A 22,842-nucleotide genomic window follows, 5' to 3' on the forward strand; every position below is an offset into this window, starting at 1 on the left:
CCATCGGGGCACCCGGGTGGCCGGATTTGGCTTTCTGTACTGCGTCCATGCTCAGCGCACGAATAGCGTTAGCAAGCTCTTTACGTGAGGACATTTTGACTCCAGATCGGATAATGAAGGCCATGCCCGCAGCGACTTGACGACAGCGCGTTTTGGGCTACGCCGGAAAAAAGTGTGAACAATGTAACCTAAGCGGCAAAGCATGTACATGGAGCATCCTTTTGCCGTTTAAGAAATCTCTGGAACACGTTGTGCTACGGCGTAATCCTCTCGCCCGCATTCTCATATAGTATTTATAATTTGCACAGGATACGGCAGGTCAGCCATCGCCGTTTTTTCGGATAAAGAACCATAAGATTGTGGATGATAAAAAAATGAAAATTCGCTCAGCTCTTCTTGCCCTTGGGATCGCAGCAACGCTTACCGGATGTCAGAACATGGACTCCAATGGTCTGCTTAGCTCCGGCGCAGAAGCTTTCCAGGCTTATTCACTCAGCGATGAGCAGGTCAAGGCCCTAAGCGACAAAGCCTGTCAGGAGATGGATGCGAAAGCGACTATCGCGCCTGCCAGCAGTGAATACAGCAAACGTCTGAGTAAAATCGCCGCCGCGCTGGGGGACAACATCAACGGCCAGCCGGTGAACTATAAGGTGTACCAGACCAAGGACGTTAACGCCTTCGCCATGGCTAACGGCTGTATCCGCGTTTACAGCGGACTGATGGATTTGATGAATGATAATGAAGTCGAAGCGGTTATCGGCCACGAAATGGGTCACGTCGCGCTGGGCCATGTGAAGAAAGGCATGCAGGTGGCATTAGGCACCAACGCGGTACGCGCGGCGGCGGCCTCCGCTGGCGGTATCGTCGGCAGCCTGTCGCAGTCGCAGCTGGGCGATCTTGGCGAGAAGCTGGTGAACTCACAGTTCTCCCAGCGTCAGGAGTCCGAGGCGGATGACTACTCGTACGATCTGCTGCGCAAACGCGGAATTAATCCTGCGGGCCTCGCGACCAGCTTCGAAAAACTGGCGAAGCTGGAAGCCGGACGCCAAAGCTCAATGTTTGATGACCACCCGGCATCGGAAGAACGCGCTCAGCATATCCGCGATCGCATGAAGGCCGACGGGATTAAATAATCGACAGCGGGAGGCCTTATCGCCTCCCTTTTTTATCGGTTAGCGAAAAATAGTTAGCCGCATTAATTGATAATTTAAGCGCACAAACCGTTAATTATTTTTAGCGTTCATGACAGCCAATTATTTTATATCCATTCACTCAATAAAATATTATTTCGTAAATTTAAAACGCGACACCCGATCCCTCTTTGAGTTGCGCTTTGCAGCAAATAATTAAATAGTCCACCCCTGTCGTCCTGCGGGCCGGCAACATGGGTATACCGTTTGTTTCCTGTCGATACACCTGCTCACACAATGATTGCTTTCAACATTATTTCAGGAGAATATCCGGGCTGCAGTGATTCCCTTGAATATATCGACAGCAGAGAAGTCCCATCAGTGAAAAAAGAATTATCGTTAATCGCACTTGGCTTTATTGCCACCGCGCCAACCTTTGCCAGCCAACAATCAACGAGTCAGGGCTTTATCGAAGACAGTCATTTGGATCTGTTTTTACGCAACGCTTATATCAAACGTGATTATCGCGATGGGCTGGCGGATAAAGCCGAATGGGGACAGGGGATTATCGCCACCTTCGAGTCCGGCTTTACTCAGGGACCGGTCGGCTTCGGCGTAGACGGTATTGCCCAGTATGGCGTAAGGCTTGACGGTGGCCGGGGGCGCAGCGGCGCGGGGGGCATCGACTTTTTCGCCCAGGACAACGACGGCCGGGCAAAATCCGATCTCGCTAAATTCGGCGCCACCGCCAAAATGCGCTTCTCTGATACCGTGCTCAGCTACGGCAACCAACGCCCCATGCTGCCGATCGTCTACGCCGACGATTCTCGTCTGCTGTACGAGAGCTATACCGGTACCATGCTAACTTCGAAAGAAATTGACGGTCTGGAAATCAACGCGGGCTATCTAACCGATCAACAGCGTAAGAGCGACGACAGTCATGACAGCGGTTTGAAAAGCCTGACTTTCGGCGGCGCCAGCTATCAGTTCAGCGACCAGTTCAGCGGCGCGCTTTATGCCTCTCACGTCGAAGACGTGCTGAACAAGCAATATCTCGGCCTTAACTATAAGCAGCCATTCGCTACTGGCCAGCAGCTGATACTCGATTTTAACGGCTATAATTCACGTCTGGAGCAAGAATACGCCGATGCCCAGAACACCGGACGCAGTAACAGCATCTGGAGTCTGGCCGCCAGCTATATCCGGGATATCCATACCTTTAAAGTTGCATACCAGCAAAGCAGCGGTAGTACGGGCTATCACTACGGCGGCTATCGCAACCAGGGCGGCGTCGGCGACGGCGGCAATACCATCTGGCTGGCTAACTCCTACTGGTCTGATTTTAATGGCGAAGATGAACGTTCCTGGCAGGCCTCTTATGGACTGGATTTTGCCGGGCTGGGTTTACCAGGACTGACCTGGACTACCGCCTACGTGCGCGGCGATAACATTAAAACTGCGGAAACCAGCAATGGTAAAGAACACGAATGGTTCAACCAGCTGCAATATCAGGTTCAGAACGGCGTGGCGAAAGATTTGAAGTTCAGATTGCGCTACTCGGTGCTGCGGGTTTCCAGCAATGCCAGCGACTATAACGTCAGCGGCAATGAAGTGCGTTTTTACGTCGAATATCCGTTTAACGTATTTTAACCCTGTCATGAACCCGACCCTGCCGCCTGGCCCTCTCCCGGCGCGCAGGTGCCGCCGCCCGACGCCTTGATTAACCCCCTGTGCGGTGCGGTACCCTCTCCATGGAAGGGAGAGGGTTTTGGGTCATGGAGTCGCAGACTTTTCCCAAAAGACCGGGGAAGTATGTCGCCCGGCTACACGCTGTGTAAACCGGGTTGTTCTCCGGCAATGGCGCTATCGATGATGATTAATACAGCGTCTTTTGCGGCGGCCCGGCAAAACGCAGCGCGCCGATCTGTCCCATCTTCACTTCCACCACCGACGGCCCCGGCATCGCCAGCGCTTCGGTCATCACCGCCTGGAAATCATCCGCCCGATCGACGCTCCACGCCTGCAGACCGATGGCCTGCGCCAGCAGCGTAAAGTCCGGCGTATGCAGCTCGTTATAATACTGGCGGCCGCCAAAGTACTTATCCTGAATACCGCGCATCACGCCGTAGCCGCCGTCATTCATAATCAGCAGCGTCACGTTAGCCTTCTCCTGTGCCAACGTCGCCAGCTCGCCGAGGTTCAGGCTCAGTCCGCCGTCGCCGACCAGCCCCACCACTTTACGCTGCGGATTAGCAATTGCGGTGCCGATCGCCATCGGCAGCCCCATACCGATAGCACCGGCCAGAGAATGAATATTCATCAGCGGACCGTGGGCGCGAAACAGGCGGCTCCCCCACAGGCTGCCGGACACGGTAATATCGCGAACCAGGATACCGTTCTCCGGCAGCGCCTGCGCGATAGCGTCATTTAATCTGGCGTAATCACCGCACTGTTCGCGCAGCCCCTGCTCCGCCATCGCCACCGCTTCTTTTATTTGGCTATCCCAGCGCGCGTCGCCCCATATTCGCCCCTGCGCTCGTTCCGCCAGCGCGTCTAAAAACGCGCGGCAGTCCGCCACCAGCGTATTGTCCATCAGATAGTTACGGCTGGCCGCCGCCGGGTCGATATCAATCTGCACCCGCGGCGCGGGCAGTTCCAGCGTCCATGAGCGCGTTTCGTTACTGCGCAGACGTGAACCAGCGACAAGTGTGAAATCACATTGTGAAATCAACGCTTCAACCGATGGGGAATTGTGAAATGCGCGCAGGCTGGCGCGGTGGCTATCCGGCAGAATACCGCGGCCATGGGTGCTGGAAATCACCGTCATCCCGGCATCGGCCAGCGTCTTCACCGCCTCGCCGCTTTCTAAAGCGCCGCCGCCGAGCCACAGCAGCGGCCGCTTCGCCTGCTTAAGCTGAACCCACAGCGCATCAACCATTGCCTCTTCAGCTTCCGCCACCGGTGGCGTTTTCAGCGGCGTGGTCAGCAGCGAAAGCGGAATTTTCACGCTTTGAATATCGATCGGAATTTCAACCGAGACCGGACCGCACGGCGGCGTCTGCGCATCCTGAATCGCTTTATGCAGGAGCGCTACCGCCTGATTGGCGTTACTGATACGGTATGCGCGCTTTGAGCTGGCTTTCAGGAAGGTCAGCTGATCGCGGGTTTCGTGAATAAACCCGGTGTCGGCATCCAGCCAGGCCTTTTCGACCTGACCGGTCAGGTGCAGCAGCGGCGTGCCGGCGTTCATTGCCTCAACCAACGCGCCGACGGCGTTGCCCGCCCCGGCGCCGGTGCTGGTCAGCGCCACGCCGAGCCCGGAAAAACGCCCGTGGGCGTCGGCCATGGTCACCGATCCCGCCTCCCCGCGCGCCGGGACGAAGCGGATTTTTTCCCGCTGGCCGACGGCATCGGCGATCGGCAGATTGTGAATAGAAATGACGCCATATATGGCTTCAACGTGATACTGCTCCAGCGTTCTGGCGATGGCGTCGCCGACGGTTATCATTTCACTCATTGCTCACCCTTCTCTCAATCACACCAGTGGTTGACGCTATTACCCGTCGCCAGATAAATACTCTTCTGCTGCATCCAGGCCTTCAGGCCCTGGATACCTTTTTCGCGGCCCAGACCGCTCTCTTTAAAACCCCCAAACGGGGACGAAATAGAGAAAACCTTGTAGGTGTTGATCCACACCGTACCGGCCTCCAGCTGTTCGCTCAGGCGCAGGGCGCGGCCGGTATCGCGCGTCCAGATCCCCGCGGCCAGCCCGAACACCGAATCATTGGCCTCGCGGATCAGCGCCGCTTCGTCGCGAAAGCGCATCGCCACCAGTACCGGCCCAAAGATCTCTTCCTGACAGACGCGAGCCCGGTTGTTGAGTCCCTCGACGATCGTCGGCAGGAAGTAGCTGCCCGCCGCCAGCGCCGGATCCGCCGGGATCTCGCCGCCGCACAGCACGCTACCGCCTTCGCGCTTCGCCAGCTCGACATACTCCAGCACGCTCTGACGATGCTTATCGTTAATCAGCGGTCCGACGTGGGTATCCGCGCTAAACGGGTGGCCCACCCGCAGCCCTCGGGTTAATTCCAGCAGGCGGGCCATTAATTGCGGATAGACTTTTTCATCAATGAACAGACGCGATCCGGCGATGCAGGCCTGGCCGCCGGAGCTGAATATGCCGTAGCAGATACCCCGCGCCGCCTGTTCGATGTCGGCATCTTCCAGCACAATAGTTGGCGATTTGCCGCCCAGCTCCAGCGACGCCGGGATCAGCTTTTCCGCCGCCACGTGCGCCAGATGCCGCCCGGTAGCGGTACCGCCGGTAAAGGAAATTTTGCGCACCTTAGGATGGCGAGCCAGCGCATCGCCAATGACCGAGCCTTTTCCGGGCAGAACGCTCAGCAGCCCGGGAGGTAATCCGGCCTGTGCAAAAATCTTCGCCAGCTCCAGCGCCATCAGCGGCGTCGCTTCCGCCGGCTTGAGGATCACCGCGTTACCGGCGGCGATGGCCGGAGCCACCTTCTGCATTTCGCTGGCGATGGGCGAGTTCCACGGCGTAATCGCCGCCACTACGCCCAGCGGTTCATAGCGGCTCAAGGTCAGCAGATCCGCCTGACGCGGCGTCGGCAGCTCGCCTTCCAGCAGTTCGCAGGCGGCGGCAAAATAGCGCGCGGTGCCCGCCGCGCTCATGACCAGGCCCCGCGCTTCCGCCAGCGGTTTACCGTTGTCGCGGCTCTGTTTACGGGTTAACTCGTCAATTTGCGCTTCAATCAGATCGGCGACCTTATGCAGGATCTTTGCCCGCTGATGCGGCAGCATGGTCCGCCACGTCGGTTCCCGCCATGCGCGATCGGCGCAGTCGATCGCCTCCTGCAGGTCGTCCAGGCTGGCCGCATATAATGAAGCGTTAAGCGATCCATCAGCCGGAAAGCGGCTGTGCATCAGGTTGCCGCCGCCGCGCCGCCACTGACCGCCGATAAAAATGTCTAACTCGTCCATCTCAGCCTCTCTGCGTTATGTCAGTTCGCAGCAGGCGCGTACCGCGCTCAGTGCCGCCAGGGTCGACGTTTTGGGATTGCTGGCGAGCGGCAGACCGCTCAGCTCCAGGTGAAACTCGCCGAACAGTCCTTCGGCGTGCAGCGTATGGGTGTTGCGTTGGGTCGTCGGATCCACCATCAGCTGCACCCGGGTGGCATCGAGACCGATACCGCCCAGCGCCACGGTCGCCGCCACGTTGGCATTCGCCGGAAACAGCCGCGCCGCTTCGCGGGCGCTGCCTTCAAAGAAAATGCGCGTTTCATGTACCGCGCTGAGATCGATAAGCTGCTCAGCGTAGCTGCCGCGCCAGCTGGCCGGACTTTTACGCGACTGATAGGTCACGCGCTCAAGGCCGCCCTCTTTCGCCGCCGCCAGGCCATCAATACCGGCTATCGCGCCCGCCAGCAGCGTGAGCTTGCCGCCCGCCTGGCGAAGGCGCTGTTCCAGTTCGCTATCCGCCAGCGCGCCGGTGGAGATCACCGCCAGATGCCAGCCGCGGGCCAGCACCGCCTCGGCGTACTGCGCTACCGCCTGCTGGCTGGCGCATTCAAGCACCAGATCCGGCGTCCGATCGCACTGCTGCGGATCGCTCAGCGGCGTAACCGCCCCGGCAAACTGCTGGCGGATCGCCGCATGATGCGGCTCGCGAGCCACGATCCAGCCCAGCGACACCTGCGGCGGTAACCGCTCAATGACCGCCTGCGCCATCGCGCCATAGCCGATTAACATCACCTTTTTCATCATCTTTCCTTACAGGTGACGGCAAAAGCCGCCGGACACATCCAGCGCCGCGCCGGTGGTAAACGAAGCCAGCGGCGAAGCGAGAAACAGCAGCGCCTGCGCCGGTTCCTGTGGTTTGCCAAGCCGCGCCATCGGGATCCCGCGCTTACGGGCTATGTCGGCGGTCCACTCTGGCCAGCTCTGGCTCTTATCGCTGCGGTCTGCAAAACGGCGCTGCCACTGCCCGGATTCGACCATGCCCAGCAGAATGGAATTGACGCGAATTCCTTTGCCAATCAGATCCTTCGACAGGGTCAGCGTCATATTAAGCAGCGCGGCGCGGGCGGCTGAGGTGGCGATCATGTGCTCTTCCGGCTGCAGCGCCAGCAGCGAGTTCACGCAGGTAATTGAAGCGATGTCCGACCGTTCAAGCTGCGGCTGGAACGCCCTGACCGGATTAATCACCCCGAACAGCTTCAGTTCGGCTTCGTGCAGCCAGGCCTCGCGCGGCGTATCGGCGAAATGGGCGACATAGCCCTGGCCAGCATTGTTTATCAGCATGTCAGCGCCGCCAAAGTGGGCCCCGACCGCATCTGCAAAGGCCTGAACCTCTTGTTCGTTCAGAACGTCGCAGCGCCAGGAAAACACGTCGCCTGCGGGATATTCGTTTAACAGCGCCGCGTGAGCGCTGGCCAGCCGGTCCGGGTTGCGGCCGCAAAAGGCGACTTTCGCCCCTTCGCCCAATAGCAGGCGCAGCGTTTCGAAGCCAATCCCTGACGAGCCGCCGGTGACCACCGCGACGCGTCCTTCAATTTGTGCATTCATCGCGCACCTCTTCCCCTATGCGTAAAAGCTGTTGGTTAAAAAACGTAGCGTTATCGAGATAGCTGGCGTGCCCGGCCTGCGGGATGGCGAGATACGGCATGCCGTAGCGTAGTGCCACCCCCTGCACCAGCTCGGGCTGGGTGATGGCATCCTGCTCGCCGCACCACACGGCGAAGCGGCCGCGATACCCGGCAAGCCAGCGGTGGATGTCGTCGTGCGCCAGCATCCAGGCGGCGGCGAGATAGCCTTCACTGCGCAGCCTGCGCATGCCTGCCGCGACCGTCGCCACATCGGCTTCGCGCGCGCCGGCGCGCAGCAGCTTCGCCGCCCGCCCCTCGGCCATCGCCTCGCCGCCCAGAGCCATTTGCTGCTGACGTCCCTGCCAGATTTTTTCCCGCTGCGCGGCCTCCGCCTGGCCGTAGCCCTGGGCGACGTCGGCCAGCACCAGATACCGCACGCGCTGGGGATATCTGGCGGCGAAAGCGGCGGCGACCAGCGCGCCCAGCGAATGGCCGAGCAGAACGGTTTTCTGCACCCCGGCGCGGTCAAGCATCCGCGCCAGCGCATCGGCGTAGGCGCCGGCATCCGCCCTCGCCGTCGCAAGCATCGGGCTTTCGCCATAACCGGGCATATCCCAGGCCAGCACGCGGTAGCCGGGAAGCGCCATCTGTTTATGCCAGGAGGCCGCGCCGGAACTGATGCCGTGCAGCAGCGTCAGCGGCGTACCGCTTCCTTGTTCACGAAAACCCGTCATCATCCCCCCTTAGCTACGCTTCACTTTCGACAGCGGATGATCTTCCGGGTAGGTCGGAATATGCGGCTTTGGCGTACCGAGCATCACGCACATCAGCGCTTCTTCCTCGCCGTGGTTGAATAGCCCGCGATAAATCCCGGCAGGAACAGAAATCAGATCGCGTTCGCGCAGAACGGTCTCGGTGTAGTTGTCGCCATCCTGAATCATCAGGGTGATCTGCCCTTTGAGCATGAAGAACACCTCTTCCACATCATCATGCAGGTGCAGGGGGCCTTCGCACTTGGACGGCAGTACCATGGTGGAGAAGGTAAAGTGTTCCGCCTGGACGGTATTGCTATCGCTGGCGACGCCGGTCGCGCCGGTGCCGATGTAGCGCATCTGCGCGCGACGATATTTCGGGTCGAAATCTGCCTGGAACTTCAGCGCATTCCAGTCGTATTTACGGCCTTCAAAGCGCGCGATACGCGACTCGACCCACTCTTCCATCGTCAGATGTTCAGGTTTGAGACTCGGTTTTGCAGTTACGGTTGAATCAGTCATCGTTTTATCCTCAGTAACGTCTTAGCAGCGGCAGTAACAGGACGCAGCCCACCGCCGCCATCACCGCCAGAAAAATCAGCCCGGAATCCATGCTGTGGGTGAAGGCGATCAGCGCGCCCATCACCGCCGGCGATAGCGCCCCGGCAAAGTTTCCCAGCCCGTTGAAAATCCCGCCCGCCGTGGCGCTGACTCGCGGATGGGTTGCCTTGGCCAGCAGCGCAAAGATATTCGGCGCGCCGGTCCCCCACATAAAGGTGCTAAAGCTCATCGCCGCAATCACCGGCAGCGGGGTGGTGAAATGCATCACCGCCGCCAGGCCAATGCCTGCGCCCGCCAGGGAAATAAAGCAGGCGGCGGCGCGCTTATCGACGCGGTCAGACAGCCAGGCGCCGATAATTTCGCCGAGCAGCATGGCGATAAACGGCATCGACGACAGCCAGCCGGCGTGTTCGAGATGAATGCCTTTACCCTTAATCAGGTAGCCGGGCAGCCAGCCGTTGATGCCCCACAGATAGGCGAGAAAGGCGATGTTGAAGATGCAGATCATCCAGAAGTGCGGGCTGACAAACAGCTCGCGGCGCGCGCTGCGGCGTGCCTCCTGCGACGTTTGCCCGCCGCTGGCTTTTGCCCCCAGCGTGATGCCGCGCAGCCCGATGCGCACAAAAATCAGTACCGGTACCGTCAGCATCGCCATCACAAAGAAGGTGCTCTGCCAGCCGAAGGTGTTAAGCAACCAAATCGACAGCGGGAAGCCAATCGCCGCGCCGACCGGCGTCCCGAGCAGCCAGAGCATGGTGGCGCGCGCCTGCAAATGCTGGGGAAAGGTATGGCGGACGATAGCGAACGCCAGCGGGAACAGCGGCCCTTCGGCGATACCCAGCAAAATTCGCAGCGTCACCATCAGCGTATAGTTATGGGTAAAGCCCATCACCAGCATCAAAACGCACCACACCGCCATCATTCCGGTAAGCAGGCGCAGCGGCGCAATACGGTCGCCCAGGCCGCTTAGCAGCACCGAAGAGAATCCATAGCTCAGCAGAAAAGCGCTCATCAGTATGCCCAGACGGGTGGTGTCGAAATCGATCCCCATCGCCTGCTGGAAGTGGCTATCGGAAAACAGCGCGGCGATGCTGATTTTGTCGAAGAACGCCAGCAGTACGCAGGCCAGCAGCGACAGCGGAATGGCCCAGCGAACCGCTTTTTCAGGCGTGCGGATGCCCTCGCCGCTCGCCTCAGCAGGCGCGGCGTTAGTCTCTAATGTGGTCATTTCTCCCCCTTAAGGGTGCGGGTTAGCTATCGCAATGACATCAGTGAAAAAGCCGGGTCGGCGAGCGGTACAGCGGATAAATCTCGCCCCGCCGCCATCCAGCGCTTCGCCAGCTTGACGGTGCGCGCATCATTAAACGCCACCAGCTGCGTCAGCCGCCCGTTTTCGTCCAGCGAGAAGTACAGCGAATCTTCACGCGCTATCGTTCTGCTGCCCGGCTGCGGAATACCGAGGATCTGGATATTGTGCTGATATTGATCCGACCACAGCCACGGCGCGTCGTCGTAGCCTGGCGCATCGGGGTTGAGAATCGCTTTTGCCGTCGCCACCGCCTGATTCTGGGCGAAGGCCCAGGACTGGATGCACAGGCCATAATGATGATGCTGCGCCACATCCCCGGCAGCAAAGATGAACGGATCCGACGTTCGCCCCTGGCTATCCACAACGATCCCGCGCTCGGTTTTCAGCCCCGCGTCGCGCGCCAGTTCGAGATTAAGATCGACCCCGATCCCCACCACCACCGCATCGAAGGTTTCCCGCCGGCCGTCGCAGTGCAGCGTTGGCAGAGCGTTATCCTCTTCCAGCTCCAGCGCGCCGCAGCCGCAGCGAATATCGACACCCTGCTCGCGGTGCATCTGCGCCAGCGCCTGCGAAACTTCCGCGCTCACCGAACGCATGCACAATGCTGGCTGCTGCTCATAGAGGGTTACGGCCACGCCGCATTTGCGCGCCGAAGCGGCAATCTCAAGGCCAATCCAGCCGCCGCCGACTATCGCCAGTTTTTGACTTGCCGCCAGACGACTTTTCAGACGCTGCGCATCCTGCCAGTGACGCAGGGTATAAACCTGGGGATGCGCCGCCCACGACTCGTCCGGTAGACGCGCTCGCCCCCCGGTGGCGATTAAAAGGACGTTGTAACTCAGGCGTTCGCCGTTGCTTAAAATCACCGTTTTAGCTAGTCGGTCAATCCGCTCTGCACGCAGCGGACGGTACCAGGTCAGGTTCAGCGCCTGCTGCGCCTCGTGCGAAAACAAGCGCGGTAGCTGCGCATCGGTATCCAGCAACGCGGCTTTGGACAGCGGCGGCCGTTCATAGAAATCCCATTCCTCTTCCGCCACTACGCAAATCTCGCCCCCGAAGCCCTGGTCGCGCAGCGTTTTCGCCGCCCAGCCGCCCGCCTGGCCACCGCCGACTATCACGATCCGCGCCGTCATACCGCCTCCGTTTTTTTCTGCTGGCGGCGGGTATCGTGGTCGATTCCGCCCTCCACCGCCCACTCGGTAAAGGAGACCAACGAGTGCTCCAGTTCGCGCGGCTGCCAGTTTTCCGTCAGATAATCATCGTTGGTGTAGTACTCGAAGGCGCCGCCGGTGGGGCTGTTGACGTACCAGAAGTAGGCCGAGGAGACCGGGTGGCGACCGGGGCCGATGAAAGTGCTCCAGGCATTTTTGTTCATCGCGATGCCGCCGCCGATCACCTCGTGAATATCGCGGACGGTGAAAGCAACATGATTCAGCCCGCGCTTACGGTTCGGCAGCTGCAGCAGGAAGAGGTTGTGATGGCCACCGCGCGCGCCGCAGCGCAGGAAGACCGCGCGGTTAATGTAGCGGTCTGACACCTGGAAGCCGAGCACCTCGCGATAGAAGCTTTCGACCGCCGCCAGCTCTTCAACGAAGAACACCACGTGGCCGACGTTGATCGGCTGCGCGCGGTCGTAAACCGGACTCGGCGTGTCGATACGACGAATATCGCCCCACTGATTAATTGGCTCGACGTTCAGCTCCACCGCCTTTTGCTGGCTGACCTGCACTCGCAGCGTCATGCCGTTCGGGTCGAGGCACTCCAGCGCGCCGTCGACCCTGCGGAAGCCAGGCTGACGTTCCAGCTTTGGACGCAGCGCTTCCAGCGCCGCCTGGTCGGCCACGCCCCAGGTCATACGGCGCAGCGTATTGCCGGTTTCAAAAGCCGGCGGCAGGTCGGCGGCCTCCAACGGGTTAAGCTCAATGCGCGCGCCGCTGAGGGTGGTGAACACGCGGCCTCTGGCGTCGCCAGCCAGGCCAAAATCGTGCATAAATTTGGCGCTATGGTTCAGGTCATCTACGCCAAATTCCAGCTTTTCAATTCCGGTAATACTCATTTTTCGTCGCCTCTTTACCGTTCAGTCGCCCGAATTTGGGCGTAAAACATGCCCGACGCACTCAAGCGCCTGCCGTTAAGTGTTTGATTTAACTTGCCTGAGACAAATATCCCAGGAAACCGGAAATTTTGTCCGCCGCCAGGCTGACGTCGTTCTGCAGCCGCTCGCGATCGCTTTGCGGGATCTCATCGGAGGGCACCAGGATACTGACGACTCCCGCCACCCGGCCGCTGCGGTCATACACCGGGTAGACAATCGACGAAATGCCGTGGCGAAAGAACGACTCGCCAATCACATAGCCGCGGGCTTTATCCTGCTGCACCATCTGCCACAGCGCTTCGCGATCGTGCAGCTGGCCCGGGGTGTTGCCCGGCAGCCGCTCGTTGGGGAACAGCTGTTCAAACTCGCTGCGTGAAACATCGGTCAGCAGCATGCGGCCCAGCGAGGTGCAGTGCACCGGCAGCCGGGTGCCGACGCTGACCTGGTTTATCCGCGAACCGGCCGCGCTGACGCGAGCGATGTAGATGATGTCCCGGCCATCGCGGATTGCCAGATGGCTGCTGCACTGGCTGACATCACGCAACTGCTCGATAACCGGCTGACCTACCTGGGCGATATCCAGCGAGGCAATATATTCAAAGCCCAGCCGCAGCACGTTCATCCCCAGCGAAAAGGTATTGGTGCGCGCGTTGCGTTCGAGAAAGCCCATATACTCCAGCGTTTGCACCACGCGATAGGCGGTCGCTTTCGGCATATCCACCAGCCGGTGCAGCTCGGCGAAGGTCAGATCGCGATGCTGTTCGCCAAAAGCCAGCAGCAGCTGCAGGCCGCGCTCAAGCCCCGGCACCAGATACTTCACTTCCTGCTCGTTCGCCATACCGCCTCACTTATTAGTTAAAAACAAAACCGCCGTTGACCGGGATCAGCTGGCCGGTGATAAACCGCGACAGATCGCTGAGCAGCCAGACTACGCTGCCGGTGACGTCTTCCGGCTGCTGCGCGCCGCTGAGCGCGCGACCGTTTTCATACAGCTGATGGCGTTCCGCGGGCACGTATTCCGTCGCCTCAACGCGGGTCAGCCCCGGCGCGATGGCGTTTATGCGGATCCGTTTCTCCCCCAGTTCGCGGGCCATCGAGCGGGTCATCGCTATCACCGCACCTTTACTGGCCACGTAGGCCATCAGCCGCGGGGCTCCCCACAGAGCGGTATCCGAAGCGACATTGACGATCCCGGCCCCTTCACGCAGCAGCGGCACCGCCGCGCGGGTCACCAGCCAGGTGCCTTTGACGTTAACCGTCATCACCCGATCCCACAGATCCGGATCGTAATCGAGCATGTTTTTCCCGCCGACGCCGGTGGCCATCGCCGCATTATTCACTAACCCGTCGATCGCCCCCCGCTCGCCGATAGCGCTGAATACCCGGTCGATCGACTCGCTATCGGCGAGATCGATCTCATGGGATTCAATGCAGTAGCCCTTTTCCTGCAGACGATGAGCGCTTTCCGCCAGTTCGCCCCGCAGAATGTCGCACATCACTACCGCCGCTCCCTGCCCGGCACAGGCTTCGGCAAAGTGGTAGCCCAGGCCGCGCGCCGCGCCGGTGACGACGATACGTTTCCCGTTCAACAGACCGTTCATCAGGCGGCTCCCTGCTGCTCTTCCAGGGCCGCCAGCTGCTCTTTTGCCGCTTTCTGCATCATGCGGCGCAGGCGGGAAAGGCCGACGTCGTGCTGATAAAGATATTCGCGATCGCGGGCATTCGGCGCCAGGCTTTCCAGCACCACGCGATCCTGTTCGAGCACTTCCCAGTGCAGTTTTTCCAGGCGGTTGCGGTACATAAATCGCCATAGATCGCGCTGCCAGCCCTGTACGCCGCGGATGCGCCAGAAGAAGACGCGGCAGTTGTCGTTATCTTCCGGCACCACCATGCCGACAATCCAGAAGTGGCCGCCCGGCCCGAAGCGCTTTTTGTACGGAATAGAGAGGCGCATCCAGTAGGCCCCGCTGCTGCCCAGTTCGACCCAGTCGAAGTTAACGCCAACCTGCCCTTTCTTCTCAAAAATAAACCCGGTTTTCGTCGGTTGCAGCACCATGTCGGCTTTGCGATCGCCTTCCGCCATCGAGTGCGAGGAGGAGTGAAGATAGGTGCCGTGCATCGGGTCCATCACGTTTTCCAGCGCGTACTGGTAGTTGCATTTCCACGCTGCGGTACACAGGAAGTGGCTAAATTTGTCGCTATTGGCCAGCTCTTCCGGAAAGCTCAGCTCATCAGGCTGCTGGTCGGCGGTGACGCCAAACCACAGGAAAATGGCGCCATGCGCTTCCTGAACGCTGTAGCTGCGAACGCACTGCTGACCCACCAGCGGGCAGCGGTCAACCGCCGGGACGTCTTTCACTTCGCCGTTACCGGCCACTTCCACGCCGTGATACCAGCAGGCAATGCGATCGCCCAGGTTCCAGCCCATCGACAGGCGCGCGCCGCGGTGCGGGCAGCGGTCTTCCAGCGCCTGCACCTGGCCATCTTTATTGCGCCAGATCACAATCTGTTCGCCGAGGCGGGTAATCCCCACCGGCGCCGACTGCACTTCCCAGCTCGCCAGCACCGGATACCACAGGCCGCGTAATCCTTTATCAAGATAGTTTTGTACCGTTGTTGTCATCGCTGTGTCCTCAGTATCCGTTTACCTGCAGAAATGCCTGGAAGCTGCTCTCGCTCCACGGTTCCCCCTGCTGGTCGTGCATTCTGACGCCGTTCAGGCCGTTCACCAGCTCACCGAGGCTTTCCGCGCCCTGTTCAAAGAGCGTCTCGAGGGTGGCGATAAGCTGTAGCTCCCAGCTTTCCGGCACCCGGCTGCGGGTTTGCCAGATCAGATTGGTGTAGTCGCCGGGTTTGTGAATGTTGCCGTTTCCGCCTTCCGCCGGCGGCGTAAACTGACGGCTTTCCGGCAGCGCCGGGTTAAAGTCCAGGGTTTCGCTCATGCCACGTTCTCCTCGATAAAAGAAATCTGGATCTGCTTGTCGTATACCCGCACCGGGTAGCGATGCAGGTTGCGCCCGCCGGGGCCGTGCAGACACTGGCCGGTTTTGACGTCGAATACCGCTTCATGCAGCGGGCACTCCACCTTGCCATCTTCGACAAAGCCCTGGCTCAGCAGCGCATACGCATGGGGACAAACGTCTTCCAGCGCGTAATATTCGCCATCAATCAGATAGATACCGATTTCTTTACCGTCGATACTGCCGCTATAGGGGAAATCTTCCTGTACTTGCTCCGCGTCACACACGCCAATCCAGCTCATCGCATTCCTCCGGGCTTTGTTTCATATATGAAACTCTGTTTCTTATTTAATACGGTCAATATAAAAGCGATGAATCTTTCGTCAAGCAGCAATGTGACTAATTTGTTAATGAATGGCTTTTTAATTAGCTAACTGTGGAATTGATCACGAAAAAAAGCAGCCAGATGAAATGATGATATTTAAAGCGCCCTTTCATTATAAAAAACGCTATCTCTTCAGAAACAAAATGCGCTATTGACTTCTTTTCATGAAGATCGTTAAAAATGAACAGGAAGGGAGCTTGCGGTGTTTCACATATGAAACAAAAAGAAAATTAAACCTTAATAAACAATGAGTTTCATAGGTGAACCATTTTAGTTAAGTGATTATTTCTGGCGTCAAAAAAATAATAACCAAAATGTATTAAATTTAAAAAGAGGTAAATCATGGCGGCAAGATGGCAAGGTACTATCGCAATACTTCTGTTAATAATTATTTCTTACGTCGATCGGGTAAATATCTCAGTGATGATTCTGAACCCCGAATTTGCCGCTCACTTTCATTTAAATGAAAACAGAATGTTACAAGGCATGCTGATGACATGCTTTCTTCTTGGTTATGGTTTATCGGCTTTAATATTAACTCCCCTTATAGAAAGTAAGCTCAACTATCGCCAGGGGCTGTTAAGCAGCGTAGCGATATGGGCGCTGGTTTGCGCGGTTTCTCCGCTGCTGGGCTCCCTGCTGGGAATGTTAATCGCGCGCATCGTTCTCGGCGTTGCCGAGGGGCCGCTATTCTCGCTGAAAACCCGCTTTATCAGCGATAGCTTCGCCGCCGATGAGGTCGGTAAACCTAACGCCGTGACCGCTCTCGGCGTTTCGCTCGGGCTGGCGGCAGGCTTTCCGCTGGTCACCTGGCTGATGGCGCACGTCGGCTGGATGGGATCGTTTTACGCCCTGGCGCTGCTCAACCTGCTGCTCGGCGGCGGCTTAGTCTGGCGCTTTTTACCTGCTCCAGTCGTCAATGAACGCCGCGCCAGGCTCGGTATGATTACAACCTTGACCCTCGCCTGGCGCACGCCGCTGCTGGGCTGGATCCTGCTGGTGGAGATCGCCACCCTCAGCTATCTATGGGGCAGCAGCGCCTGGCTGCCGGCCTGGCTGCGCGACGAGCATCACTTCTCGCTACAGGCTACCGGCCTGCTGGCGGCGGTTCCGTTTCTGCTGAGCCTGGGTTCAAAATTTCTCGGAGGGGTACTTCTCGATAAAATGCGCCCGGAGCAGGCGCCGGTGCTGTTTATTATCGGCGGCCTGCTGACCGCCCTGTCGGTACTGGCGCTGATGCTCAGCCACCAGCAGGCGATGCTGGCGCTGTTTATGCTGGCGGCGAACGTTTTCTGGGGACTGCAGGGCGCGGCGATCCCGGCGGTCGTGCAGCATCATGCGCCGCGCGAAGCGGTAGGCAGCGCCTATGGCATTATTAATGGCATCGGTAATATCTGCGCGGCGTTTATCCCGCTGCTGATGGGAATGGTCATGAAATCGGCGGGATCGGTAAGCTCAGGATTCTCGGTACTGGTGGTATCGCAGCTGATAACGCTTTGCGCCGGAGGCATGCTGCTGCTGCGCATGCGTCGCGCAGCAGCAGTCAGCGTCTGAGGCTTATTCGCCTTTTTTCGCCGCCTGAATGTAGAGCATTTCCAGGGCCAGCGTCGCCGCCGCCAGGGCGGTGATTTCGGACTGGTCATAGGCCGGAGCGACTTCCACCACGTCCATACCGACGATGTTCAGATCCTTGAGGCCGCGCACCAGCTTGATCGCGCGATCGGAGGTCAGTCCGCCGATCACCGGTGTACCGGTGCCCGGCGCAAACGCCGGATCCAGGCAGTCGATATCAAAGGTCAGGTATACCGGCATATCGCCGACGATCTGTTTCACCTGAGCGATCACGTCGTCGACGCTGCGGTCGTTAACCTGACCCGCATCCAGCACGGTAAACCCGTTGTCCTTATCAAACTCGGTGCGAATGCCGATCTGCACTGAATGGTGCGGGTCGATCAGGCCTTCGTTCGGCGCGGTATAGAACATGGTGCCGTGGTCAAATTCGCAGCCGTTGGCGTAGGTATCGGTGTGGGCATCAAAATGCACCAGCGCCATTTTGCCGAAGTGCTTAGCATGAGCGCGCAGCAGCGGTAGCGTCACAAAGTGGTCGCCGCCGAATGAAAGCATGCGCTTACCTGCCGCCAGCAGTTTTTCCGCGTGCGCCTGCAGCTTTTCACTCATTTCACGCGCATCGCCGAAAGCGTAAACCAGATCGCCGCAGTCCACGACGTTCAGCCGCTCGCGCATATCAAAGTTCCACGGGAAACGGTTATGCTCCCACGCAAGGTTAGTCGACACCTGACGGATCGCCGCCGGGCCATGACGCCCGCCCGCGCGTCCGGAGGTCGCCATATCAAACGGTACGCCGGTGATGACCCAGTCCGCATCGCTGTCGTACGGCATAAAATTCATCGGTAGACGCAGAAAGCCAAATGCGTTGGATACCAGGGAGTTATCGTATTGATGACCTAAGGTGCTCATGGGTATGACCTCTTTTACAGTCGTTGTATTGAAATACAAATATAAAAAAACCCCTCCGCGTCGTTAGGCCCGACGAGGAAGGGTTTGAATAAGTTTGCTGCTTAATTGGGCGAATTATCGCCGCAAATGTCTACGTGTTCAAGTGAGTCTGGCGAATGGCGTAATGAGCCTTCCCCTCTCTCTTCCCTCTCCGCTACGGAGAGGACGTATATCACTCGTCTTCCAGATAAGTGTAGCCGTATAAACCCGCTTCGAACTCTTCAAGGAACTGCTGCTGCAGGTCAGCGTCGAGATCGGTCTTTTTCACCTGATCGCGGAACTGCGTCAGCAGCGTGTTCGGATCCAGCTGGACGTACTGCAGCATATCCGCGACGGTGTCCCCCTCATCCGACAGCTCCACTTCGACGCTGCCGTCAGGGAAGACAAACACGTCTACGGCTTCCGTATCGCCGAACAGGTTGTGCATATTGCCCAGAATCTCCTGGTAGGCGCCTACCATGAAGAAGCCCAGCATCGGCGGATTTTCCGGATCGTATTCCGGCATCGGCATGGTGGTCGCAATGCCATCGCCATCGACGTAGTGGTCAATTGCGCCGTCGGAGTCGCAGGTGATATCCAGCAGCACCGCGCGGCGTTCCGGTACCTTGTTCAACCCTTCCAGCGGCATCACCGGGAATAGCTGATCGATACCCCATGCATCCGGCATCGACTGGAACAGAGAGAAGTTGACGTAAATCTTATCCGCCATACGCTCCTGCAGCTCATCGATTATCGGGCGATGCGCGCGGTTGCTGGGATCGAGCTGTTTCTGCACTTCATGGCACATATTCAGATACAGTTGCTCGGCCCAGGCGCGTTCCTGAAGATTAAAGGTGCCGGAGGAGTAGCCGATATGAATATCGTGCAGATCCATCTGGCTATCGTGCAGCCATTCGCGCAGCGAGCGGCGGTTGCCGGTTTCCTGCATCTCCAGCCAGGTTTCCCACATGCTTTGCAGCGGACGCGCGGCATCTTCCGCGGGCGGGGTCGCCTCGGTATATTCGTTACGCTCAACGCCGATGATGTTGGATACCAGTACGGTGTGGTGCGCGGTGACCGCACGGCCGGATTCGGTAATCACCGTCGGATGCGGCAGACCGTTCTCTTCACAGGCATCGCCAATTGCCCAGATAATGTTGTTGGCGTATTCGTTCAGGCCATAGTTCACCGAGCAGTCGGACTGCGAACGGGTCCCTTCATAGTCAACGCCGAGACCGCCGCCAACGTCGAAGCACTGAATATTCACGCCCAGCTTATGCAGCTCGACGTAGAAACGCGCCGATTCACGCACGCCGGTGGCGATATCGCGAATATTGGCCATCTGCGAGCCAAGGTGGAAGTGCAGCAGCTGCAGGCTGTCGAGATGCCCTGCGGCGCGCAGAATTTCAACCAGCTGCAGAACCTGGGTCGCCGCGAGGCCGAATTTGGATTTTTCGCCGCCGGAGGACTGCCACTTGCCAGAGCCCTGCGAAGCCAGACGCGCACGCACGCCAAGACGCGGCACCACGTTCAGCCGCTCGGCTTCTTCCAGCACGATGGCGATTTCCGACATTTTCTCAATGACCAGATAGACCTTATGGCCCATCTTTTCACCCACCAGCGCCAGGCGGATATATTCACGGTCTTTATAACCGTTACAAACAATCACGCTGCGGGTCATACCGGCGTGCGCCAGTACCGCCATCAGCTCGGCCTTCGAGCCGGCTTCCAGACCCAGCGGTTCGCCGGAGTGGATCAGCGATTCAATCACGCGGCGATGCTGGTTAACCTTGATGGGATAAACCAGAAAGTAGTCACCGTTATAGCCATAAGACTCACGCGCCCGTTTAAAGGCGGCGTTAATCGAACGCAGGCGGTGCTGCAAAATCTGCGGGAAGCAGAACAGTGCAGGCAGACGCTGCCCCTGAGCTTCACGCGCTTTCACCAGCTCGGCAAGGTCAACGCGCGCTTCCGGAACGTCAGGATCCGGGCAGACGCTGATATGGCCCAGTTCGTTAACGTCGTAGTAGTTATTACCCCACCAGGCAATATTGTAAGTACGTAGCATCTTGCTGGCTTCCTGGGAGCTCATCGCAACCTCCTGCATGGAACGTAGTACACCGTGATCGCCTGCTGACGAAGGCGAAGATAAAGACATGTCGTCAGACATAGCGAACCTCAAATTTTAGTAACAAGTGTAAAACAGTTGACTACTATCGCAATCCGAAGAAGCGATAACAACCCATAAACAGTCCGAAATCCCAGTAGATAGTGCTGGACTTGCGGCTGAGCGACCGGTTTCTTATTCATATTATCGTAAAACACGTACCCGAACGGAGTATGACAGTCCGGAGAAACCACGAGAAAACCCTTGCTATCGCAAGAGCGCCCTTGTTCAGTTTTCCTGTAGCCTGCCGGCCCTGGAATCCTGAGAAGCGCCGAGATGGGTAGAACATCGGCTGGTTTGCATGAGAGAGATGCGGATTGAGGAATAGTGACGCGCGACGGAACGACGCGACGAGTCAGGCGAAAAACGTGGGTTCATTATCTGGTATCACCTCCACACTGCCCCGGTACGGGCCAGCGACAAGCCAAAGCTATAGGTTCCGGACAGCCAGCAAAAACGCCGCTGCGGGACTCTGTCAATACAGACTGCTTAACCCGGCTGGAAGTGGCGTCACGAGGTGAGTGCTCGTGCGCTGTTTTAATGAGCCGCGCGCGGCGTTTTATACCGATAAGCGGGGTAAAAAGCAAAATAAAAATATGCGCGTTGCCGGGCATTGTCAGGAAAAATTGCCACCGCCCTTTTTCTATAAATGCGACGAATATCAAAAAAGGCTGGAAATGGGGTCAAGAACTGCCCTAAAATAGCCGTCCAGAAGTTAATCCATCTATACTGATTAACACTCAGACTGCTCGTGTCACTACCTGCAAGCTTTGGTAGAGTCATCCGTCAAAGCCATTCTACACAACAGTATGAGCTACCCGAATCGTCCACAGGTGAAATAAAACATGGCAAAACACCTCTTTACGTCAGAGTCCGTATCCGAAGGGCATCCCGACAAAATTGCTGACCAAATCTCCGACGCCGTGCTGGATGCGATCCTTGAACAGGATCCAAAAGCGCGCGTAGCATGTGAAACCTACGTCAAAACCGGCATGGTTCTGGTGGGTGGCGAAATCACTACCAGCGCCTGGGTTGATATTGAAGAGATCACCCGCAATACGGTCCGTGAAATTGGCTACGTGCATTCCGATATGGGCTTTGACGCCAACTCCTGCGCGGTGCTGAGCGCTATCGGTAAACAGTCTCCGGACATCAACCAGGGCGTTGACCGCGCCGATCCGCTGGAGCAGGGCGCGGGCGACCAGGGCCTGATGTTTGGCTATGCGACTAACGAAACCGATGTGCTGATGCCTGCGCCGATCACCTACGCTCACCGTCTGGTGCAGCGTCAGGCTGAAGTACGCAAAAACGGCACCCTGCCGTGGCTGCGCCCGGACGCAAAAAGCCAGGTGACGTTCCAGTACGACGACGGCAAAGTTGTCGGTATTGATGCGGTCGTTCTCTCCACACAGCACGCCGAAAGCATCGATCAGAAATCGCTGCAGGAAGCGGTAATGGAAGAGATCATCAAACCGGTGCTGCCGACCGAGTGGCTGAACAGCGCGACCAAATTCTTTATCAACCCAACCGGCCGTTTTGTTATCGGCGGCCCGATGGGCGACTGCGGCCTGACCGGGCGTAAAATCATCGTTGATACCTACGGCGGCATGGCTCGCCACGGCGGCGGCGCGTTCTCCGGTAAAGATCCGTCTAAAGTCGACCGTTCTGCGGCCTACGCGGCGCGCTATGTGGCGAAAAACATCGTTGCCGCCGGTCTGGCCGATCGTTGCGAAATTCAGGTTTCCTACGCCATCGGCGTCGCAGAGCCGACCTCGATTATGGTTGAAACCTTCGGTACCGAAAAAGTACCGTCCGAGCAGCTGACGCTACTTGTTCGTGAGTTCTTCGACCTGCGTCCGTATGGTCTGATCCAGATGCTTGACCTGCTGCACCCGATCTACAAAGAGACGGCGGCTTACGGTCACTTTGGTCGCGAACATTTCCCTTGGGAAAAAACCGACAAAGCAGCTCAGCTGCGCGAAGCGGCCGGCCTGAAATAAGCCCCTGCTCTTCTCGCTCTTAAGGCCAGCCTCGCGCTGGCCTTTTTATTTTCAACCGTATAACCGCAGCCTCTGCATCCAGCCCTTTGCAAAGCTTCCTATGGAAGCGATTACATCCCATGTGCAACATCCTTTTCCCCGACGTGCGCGAAAAATGTAATAACCCTTGGCTTTGTTACACAATATTTCAGCAAACTCTGATTAGCGCTTTAAATTTCTTGAGCTAAACTTTATTAAAATGCTGATTTAAATAAATTAAATGTGATTACCTTTCTTTACGATAGTGTAACCGATTACACCAGCGTGATTATTATCACATTTTTTTACTACGCATTTACCTACCCTATGCCTCGACAGAATCAATAACTCAACCGGAGGGCGT

Annotated in this window: 21 protein-coding genes; 4 read left to right on the top strand and 17 right to left on the bottom strand. The window is 58.1% G+C overall.

The window, feature by feature from the left end; all coding sequences use genetic code 11:
* Nucleotides 1–374 precede the first annotated feature (374 nt).
* Both ABLV12_RS06805 and ABLV12_RS06810 read left to right on the top strand, forming a co-directional pair.
* Nucleotides 375–1,133 carry a M48 family metallopeptidase gene (locus ABLV12_RS06805; protein ID WP_017145438.1) on the top strand — a complete coding sequence of 253 codons (759 nt, stop codon included), beginning with the start codon at nt 375–377 and terminating at the stop codon, nt 1,131–1,133.
* Nucleotides 1,134–1,511: 378 nt separating this feature from the next.
* The gene (locus ABLV12_RS06810) at nt 1,512–2,780 is read left to right on the top strand and encodes an OprD family outer membrane porin (protein ID WP_032726621.1); all 1,269 of its coding nucleotides are present in this window, start codon (nt 1,512–1,514) and stop codon (nt 2,778–2,780) included.
* A gap of 226 nt (nt 2,781–3,006) precedes the next feature.
* Here the strand turns inward: ABLV12_RS06810 and ABLV12_RS06815 are convergent, their stop codons facing one another.
* From ABLV12_RS06815 to ABLV12_RS06880, 14 genes are all read right to left on the bottom strand, one after another.
* Nucleotides 3,007–4,647, bottom strand: a complete 1,641-nt coding sequence (locus ABLV12_RS06815) for a thiamine pyrophosphate-binding protein (RefSeq protein ID WP_004105645.1) — start codon at nt 4,645–4,647, stop codon at nt 3,007–3,009.
* Between the two features lie 14 nt (nt 4,648–4,661).
* A complete protein-coding gene (locus ABLV12_RS06820; protein ID WP_004115338.1) occupies nt 4,662–6,131 on the bottom strand; it encodes an aldehyde dehydrogenase in 1,470 nt (489 codons plus the stop codon).
* Nucleotides 6,132–6,146: 15 nt separating this feature from the next.
* Nucleotides 6,147–6,911 carry an aspartate dehydrogenase gene (locus ABLV12_RS06825; protein ID WP_004115341.1) on the bottom strand — a complete coding sequence of 255 codons (765 nt, stop codon included), beginning with the start codon at nt 6,909–6,911 and terminating at the stop codon, nt 6,147–6,149.
* Between the two features lie 9 nt (nt 6,912–6,920).
* On the bottom strand, nt 6,921–7,715 hold the full coding sequence (locus ABLV12_RS06830) for an SDR family oxidoreductase (RefSeq protein ID WP_004115344.1): 795 nt from the start codon (nt 7,713–7,715) through the stop codon (nt 6,921–6,923).
* Nucleotides 7,699–8,469, bottom strand: a complete 771-nt coding sequence (locus ABLV12_RS06835) for an alpha/beta hydrolase (protein WP_004105657.1) — start codon at nt 8,467–8,469, stop codon at nt 7,699–7,701. The genes ABLV12_RS06830 and ABLV12_RS06835 overlap by 17 nt, the downstream gene beginning before the upstream one ends.
* Nucleotides 8,470–8,478: 9 nt before the next feature.
* A complete protein-coding gene (locus tag ABLV12_RS06840; protein ID WP_024274710.1) occupies nt 8,479–9,009 on the bottom strand; it encodes a cupin domain-containing protein in 531 nt (176 codons plus the stop codon).
* Between the two features lie 10 nt (nt 9,010–9,019).
* Nucleotides 9,020–10,276, bottom strand: coding sequence for an MFS transporter (locus tag ABLV12_RS06845; protein WP_032729244.1), 1,257 nt, complete (start codon nt 10,274–10,276; stop codon nt 9,020–9,022).
* 26 nt (nt 10,277–10,302) lie between these two features.
* Nucleotides 10,303–11,490: an FAD-dependent oxidoreductase gene (locus tag ABLV12_RS06850; RefSeq protein ID WP_064370406.1), complete on the bottom strand. Its 1,188-nt coding sequence runs from the start codon at nt 11,488–11,490 to the stop codon at nt 10,303–10,305.
* Nucleotides 11,487–12,413, bottom strand: coding sequence for a VOC family protein (locus ABLV12_RS06855; RefSeq protein ID WP_032729243.1), 927 nt, complete (start codon nt 12,411–12,413; stop codon nt 11,487–11,489). Before ABLV12_RS06855 ends, ABLV12_RS06850 begins: the two co-directional genes overlap by 4 nt.
* 88 nt (nt 12,414–12,501) lie before the next feature.
* A complete protein-coding gene (locus tag ABLV12_RS06860; protein WP_004105673.1) occupies nt 12,502–13,290 on the bottom strand; it encodes an IclR family transcriptional regulator in 789 nt (262 codons plus the stop codon).
* Between the two features lie 13 nt (nt 13,291–13,303).
* Nucleotides 13,304–14,053: an SDR family oxidoreductase gene (locus ABLV12_RS06865; protein ID WP_016807911.1), complete on the bottom strand. Its 750-nt coding sequence runs from the start codon at nt 14,051–14,053 to the stop codon at nt 13,304–13,306.
* A complete protein-coding gene (locus ABLV12_RS06870) occupies nt 14,053–15,075 on the bottom strand; it encodes an aromatic ring-hydroxylating dioxygenase subunit alpha (RefSeq protein WP_160887721.1) in 1,023 nt (340 codons plus the stop codon). Before ABLV12_RS06870 ends, ABLV12_RS06865 begins: the two co-directional genes overlap by 1 nt.
* A gap of 10 nt (nt 15,076–15,085) precedes the next feature.
* A complete protein-coding gene (locus tag ABLV12_RS06875; protein ID WP_004105685.1) occupies nt 15,086–15,394 on the bottom strand; it encodes a recombinase-like helix-turn-helix domain-containing protein in 309 nt (102 codons plus the stop codon).
* Complete coding sequence (locus tag ABLV12_RS06880; protein WP_004105687.1) at nt 15,391–15,714, bottom strand: non-heme iron oxygenase ferredoxin subunit; 324 nt, start codon at nt 15,712–15,714, stop codon at nt 15,391–15,393. The genes ABLV12_RS06875 and ABLV12_RS06880 overlap by 4 nt, the downstream gene beginning before the upstream one ends.
* A gap of 425 nt (nt 15,715–16,139) precedes the next feature.
* On the opposite strand from ABLV12_RS06880, the gene ABLV12_RS06885 reads away from it, so the two are divergent.
* Entirely contained in the window at nt 16,140–17,351 is a 1,212-nt protein-coding gene (locus ABLV12_RS06885; RefSeq protein ID WP_160887723.1) for an MFS transporter, read from the top strand.
* A gap of 3 nt (nt 17,352–17,354) precedes the next feature.
* On the opposite strand, the gene speB is transcribed toward ABLV12_RS06885, so the two are convergent.
* The 3 genes from speB to yqgB form a co-directional block, all read right to left on the bottom strand.
* Nucleotides 17,355–18,275, bottom strand: a complete 921-nt coding sequence (gene speB / locus ABLV12_RS06890) for an agmatinase (RefSeq protein WP_004105690.1) — start codon at nt 18,273–18,275, stop codon at nt 17,355–17,357.
* 211 nt (nt 18,276–18,486) lie between these two features.
* Complete coding sequence (gene speA / locus ABLV12_RS06895; protein ID WP_004105692.1) at nt 18,487–20,463, bottom strand: biosynthetic arginine decarboxylase; 1,977 nt, start codon at nt 20,461–20,463, stop codon at nt 18,487–18,489.
* A gap of 8 nt (nt 20,464–20,471) precedes the next feature.
* Entirely contained in the window at nt 20,472–20,603 is a 132-nt protein-coding gene (gene yqgB, locus ABLV12_RS06900) for an acid stress response protein YqgB (protein ID WP_127472328.1), read from the bottom strand.
* Nucleotides 20,604–21,305: 702 nt separating this feature from the next.
* Here yqgB and metK point away from each other — a divergent pair.
* Nucleotides 21,306–22,460: a methionine adenosyltransferase gene (gene metK / locus ABLV12_RS06905; RefSeq protein ID WP_004115371.1), complete on the top strand. Its 1,155-nt coding sequence runs from the start codon at nt 21,306–21,308 to the stop codon at nt 22,458–22,460.
* Nucleotides 22,461–22,842: the final 382 nt, after the last annotated feature.

This window comes from Klebsiella sp. CN_Kp100 (assembly GCF_040065315.1).
GTDB lineage: Bacteria > Pseudomonadota > Gammaproteobacteria > Enterobacterales > Enterobacteriaceae > Klebsiella > Klebsiella oxytoca.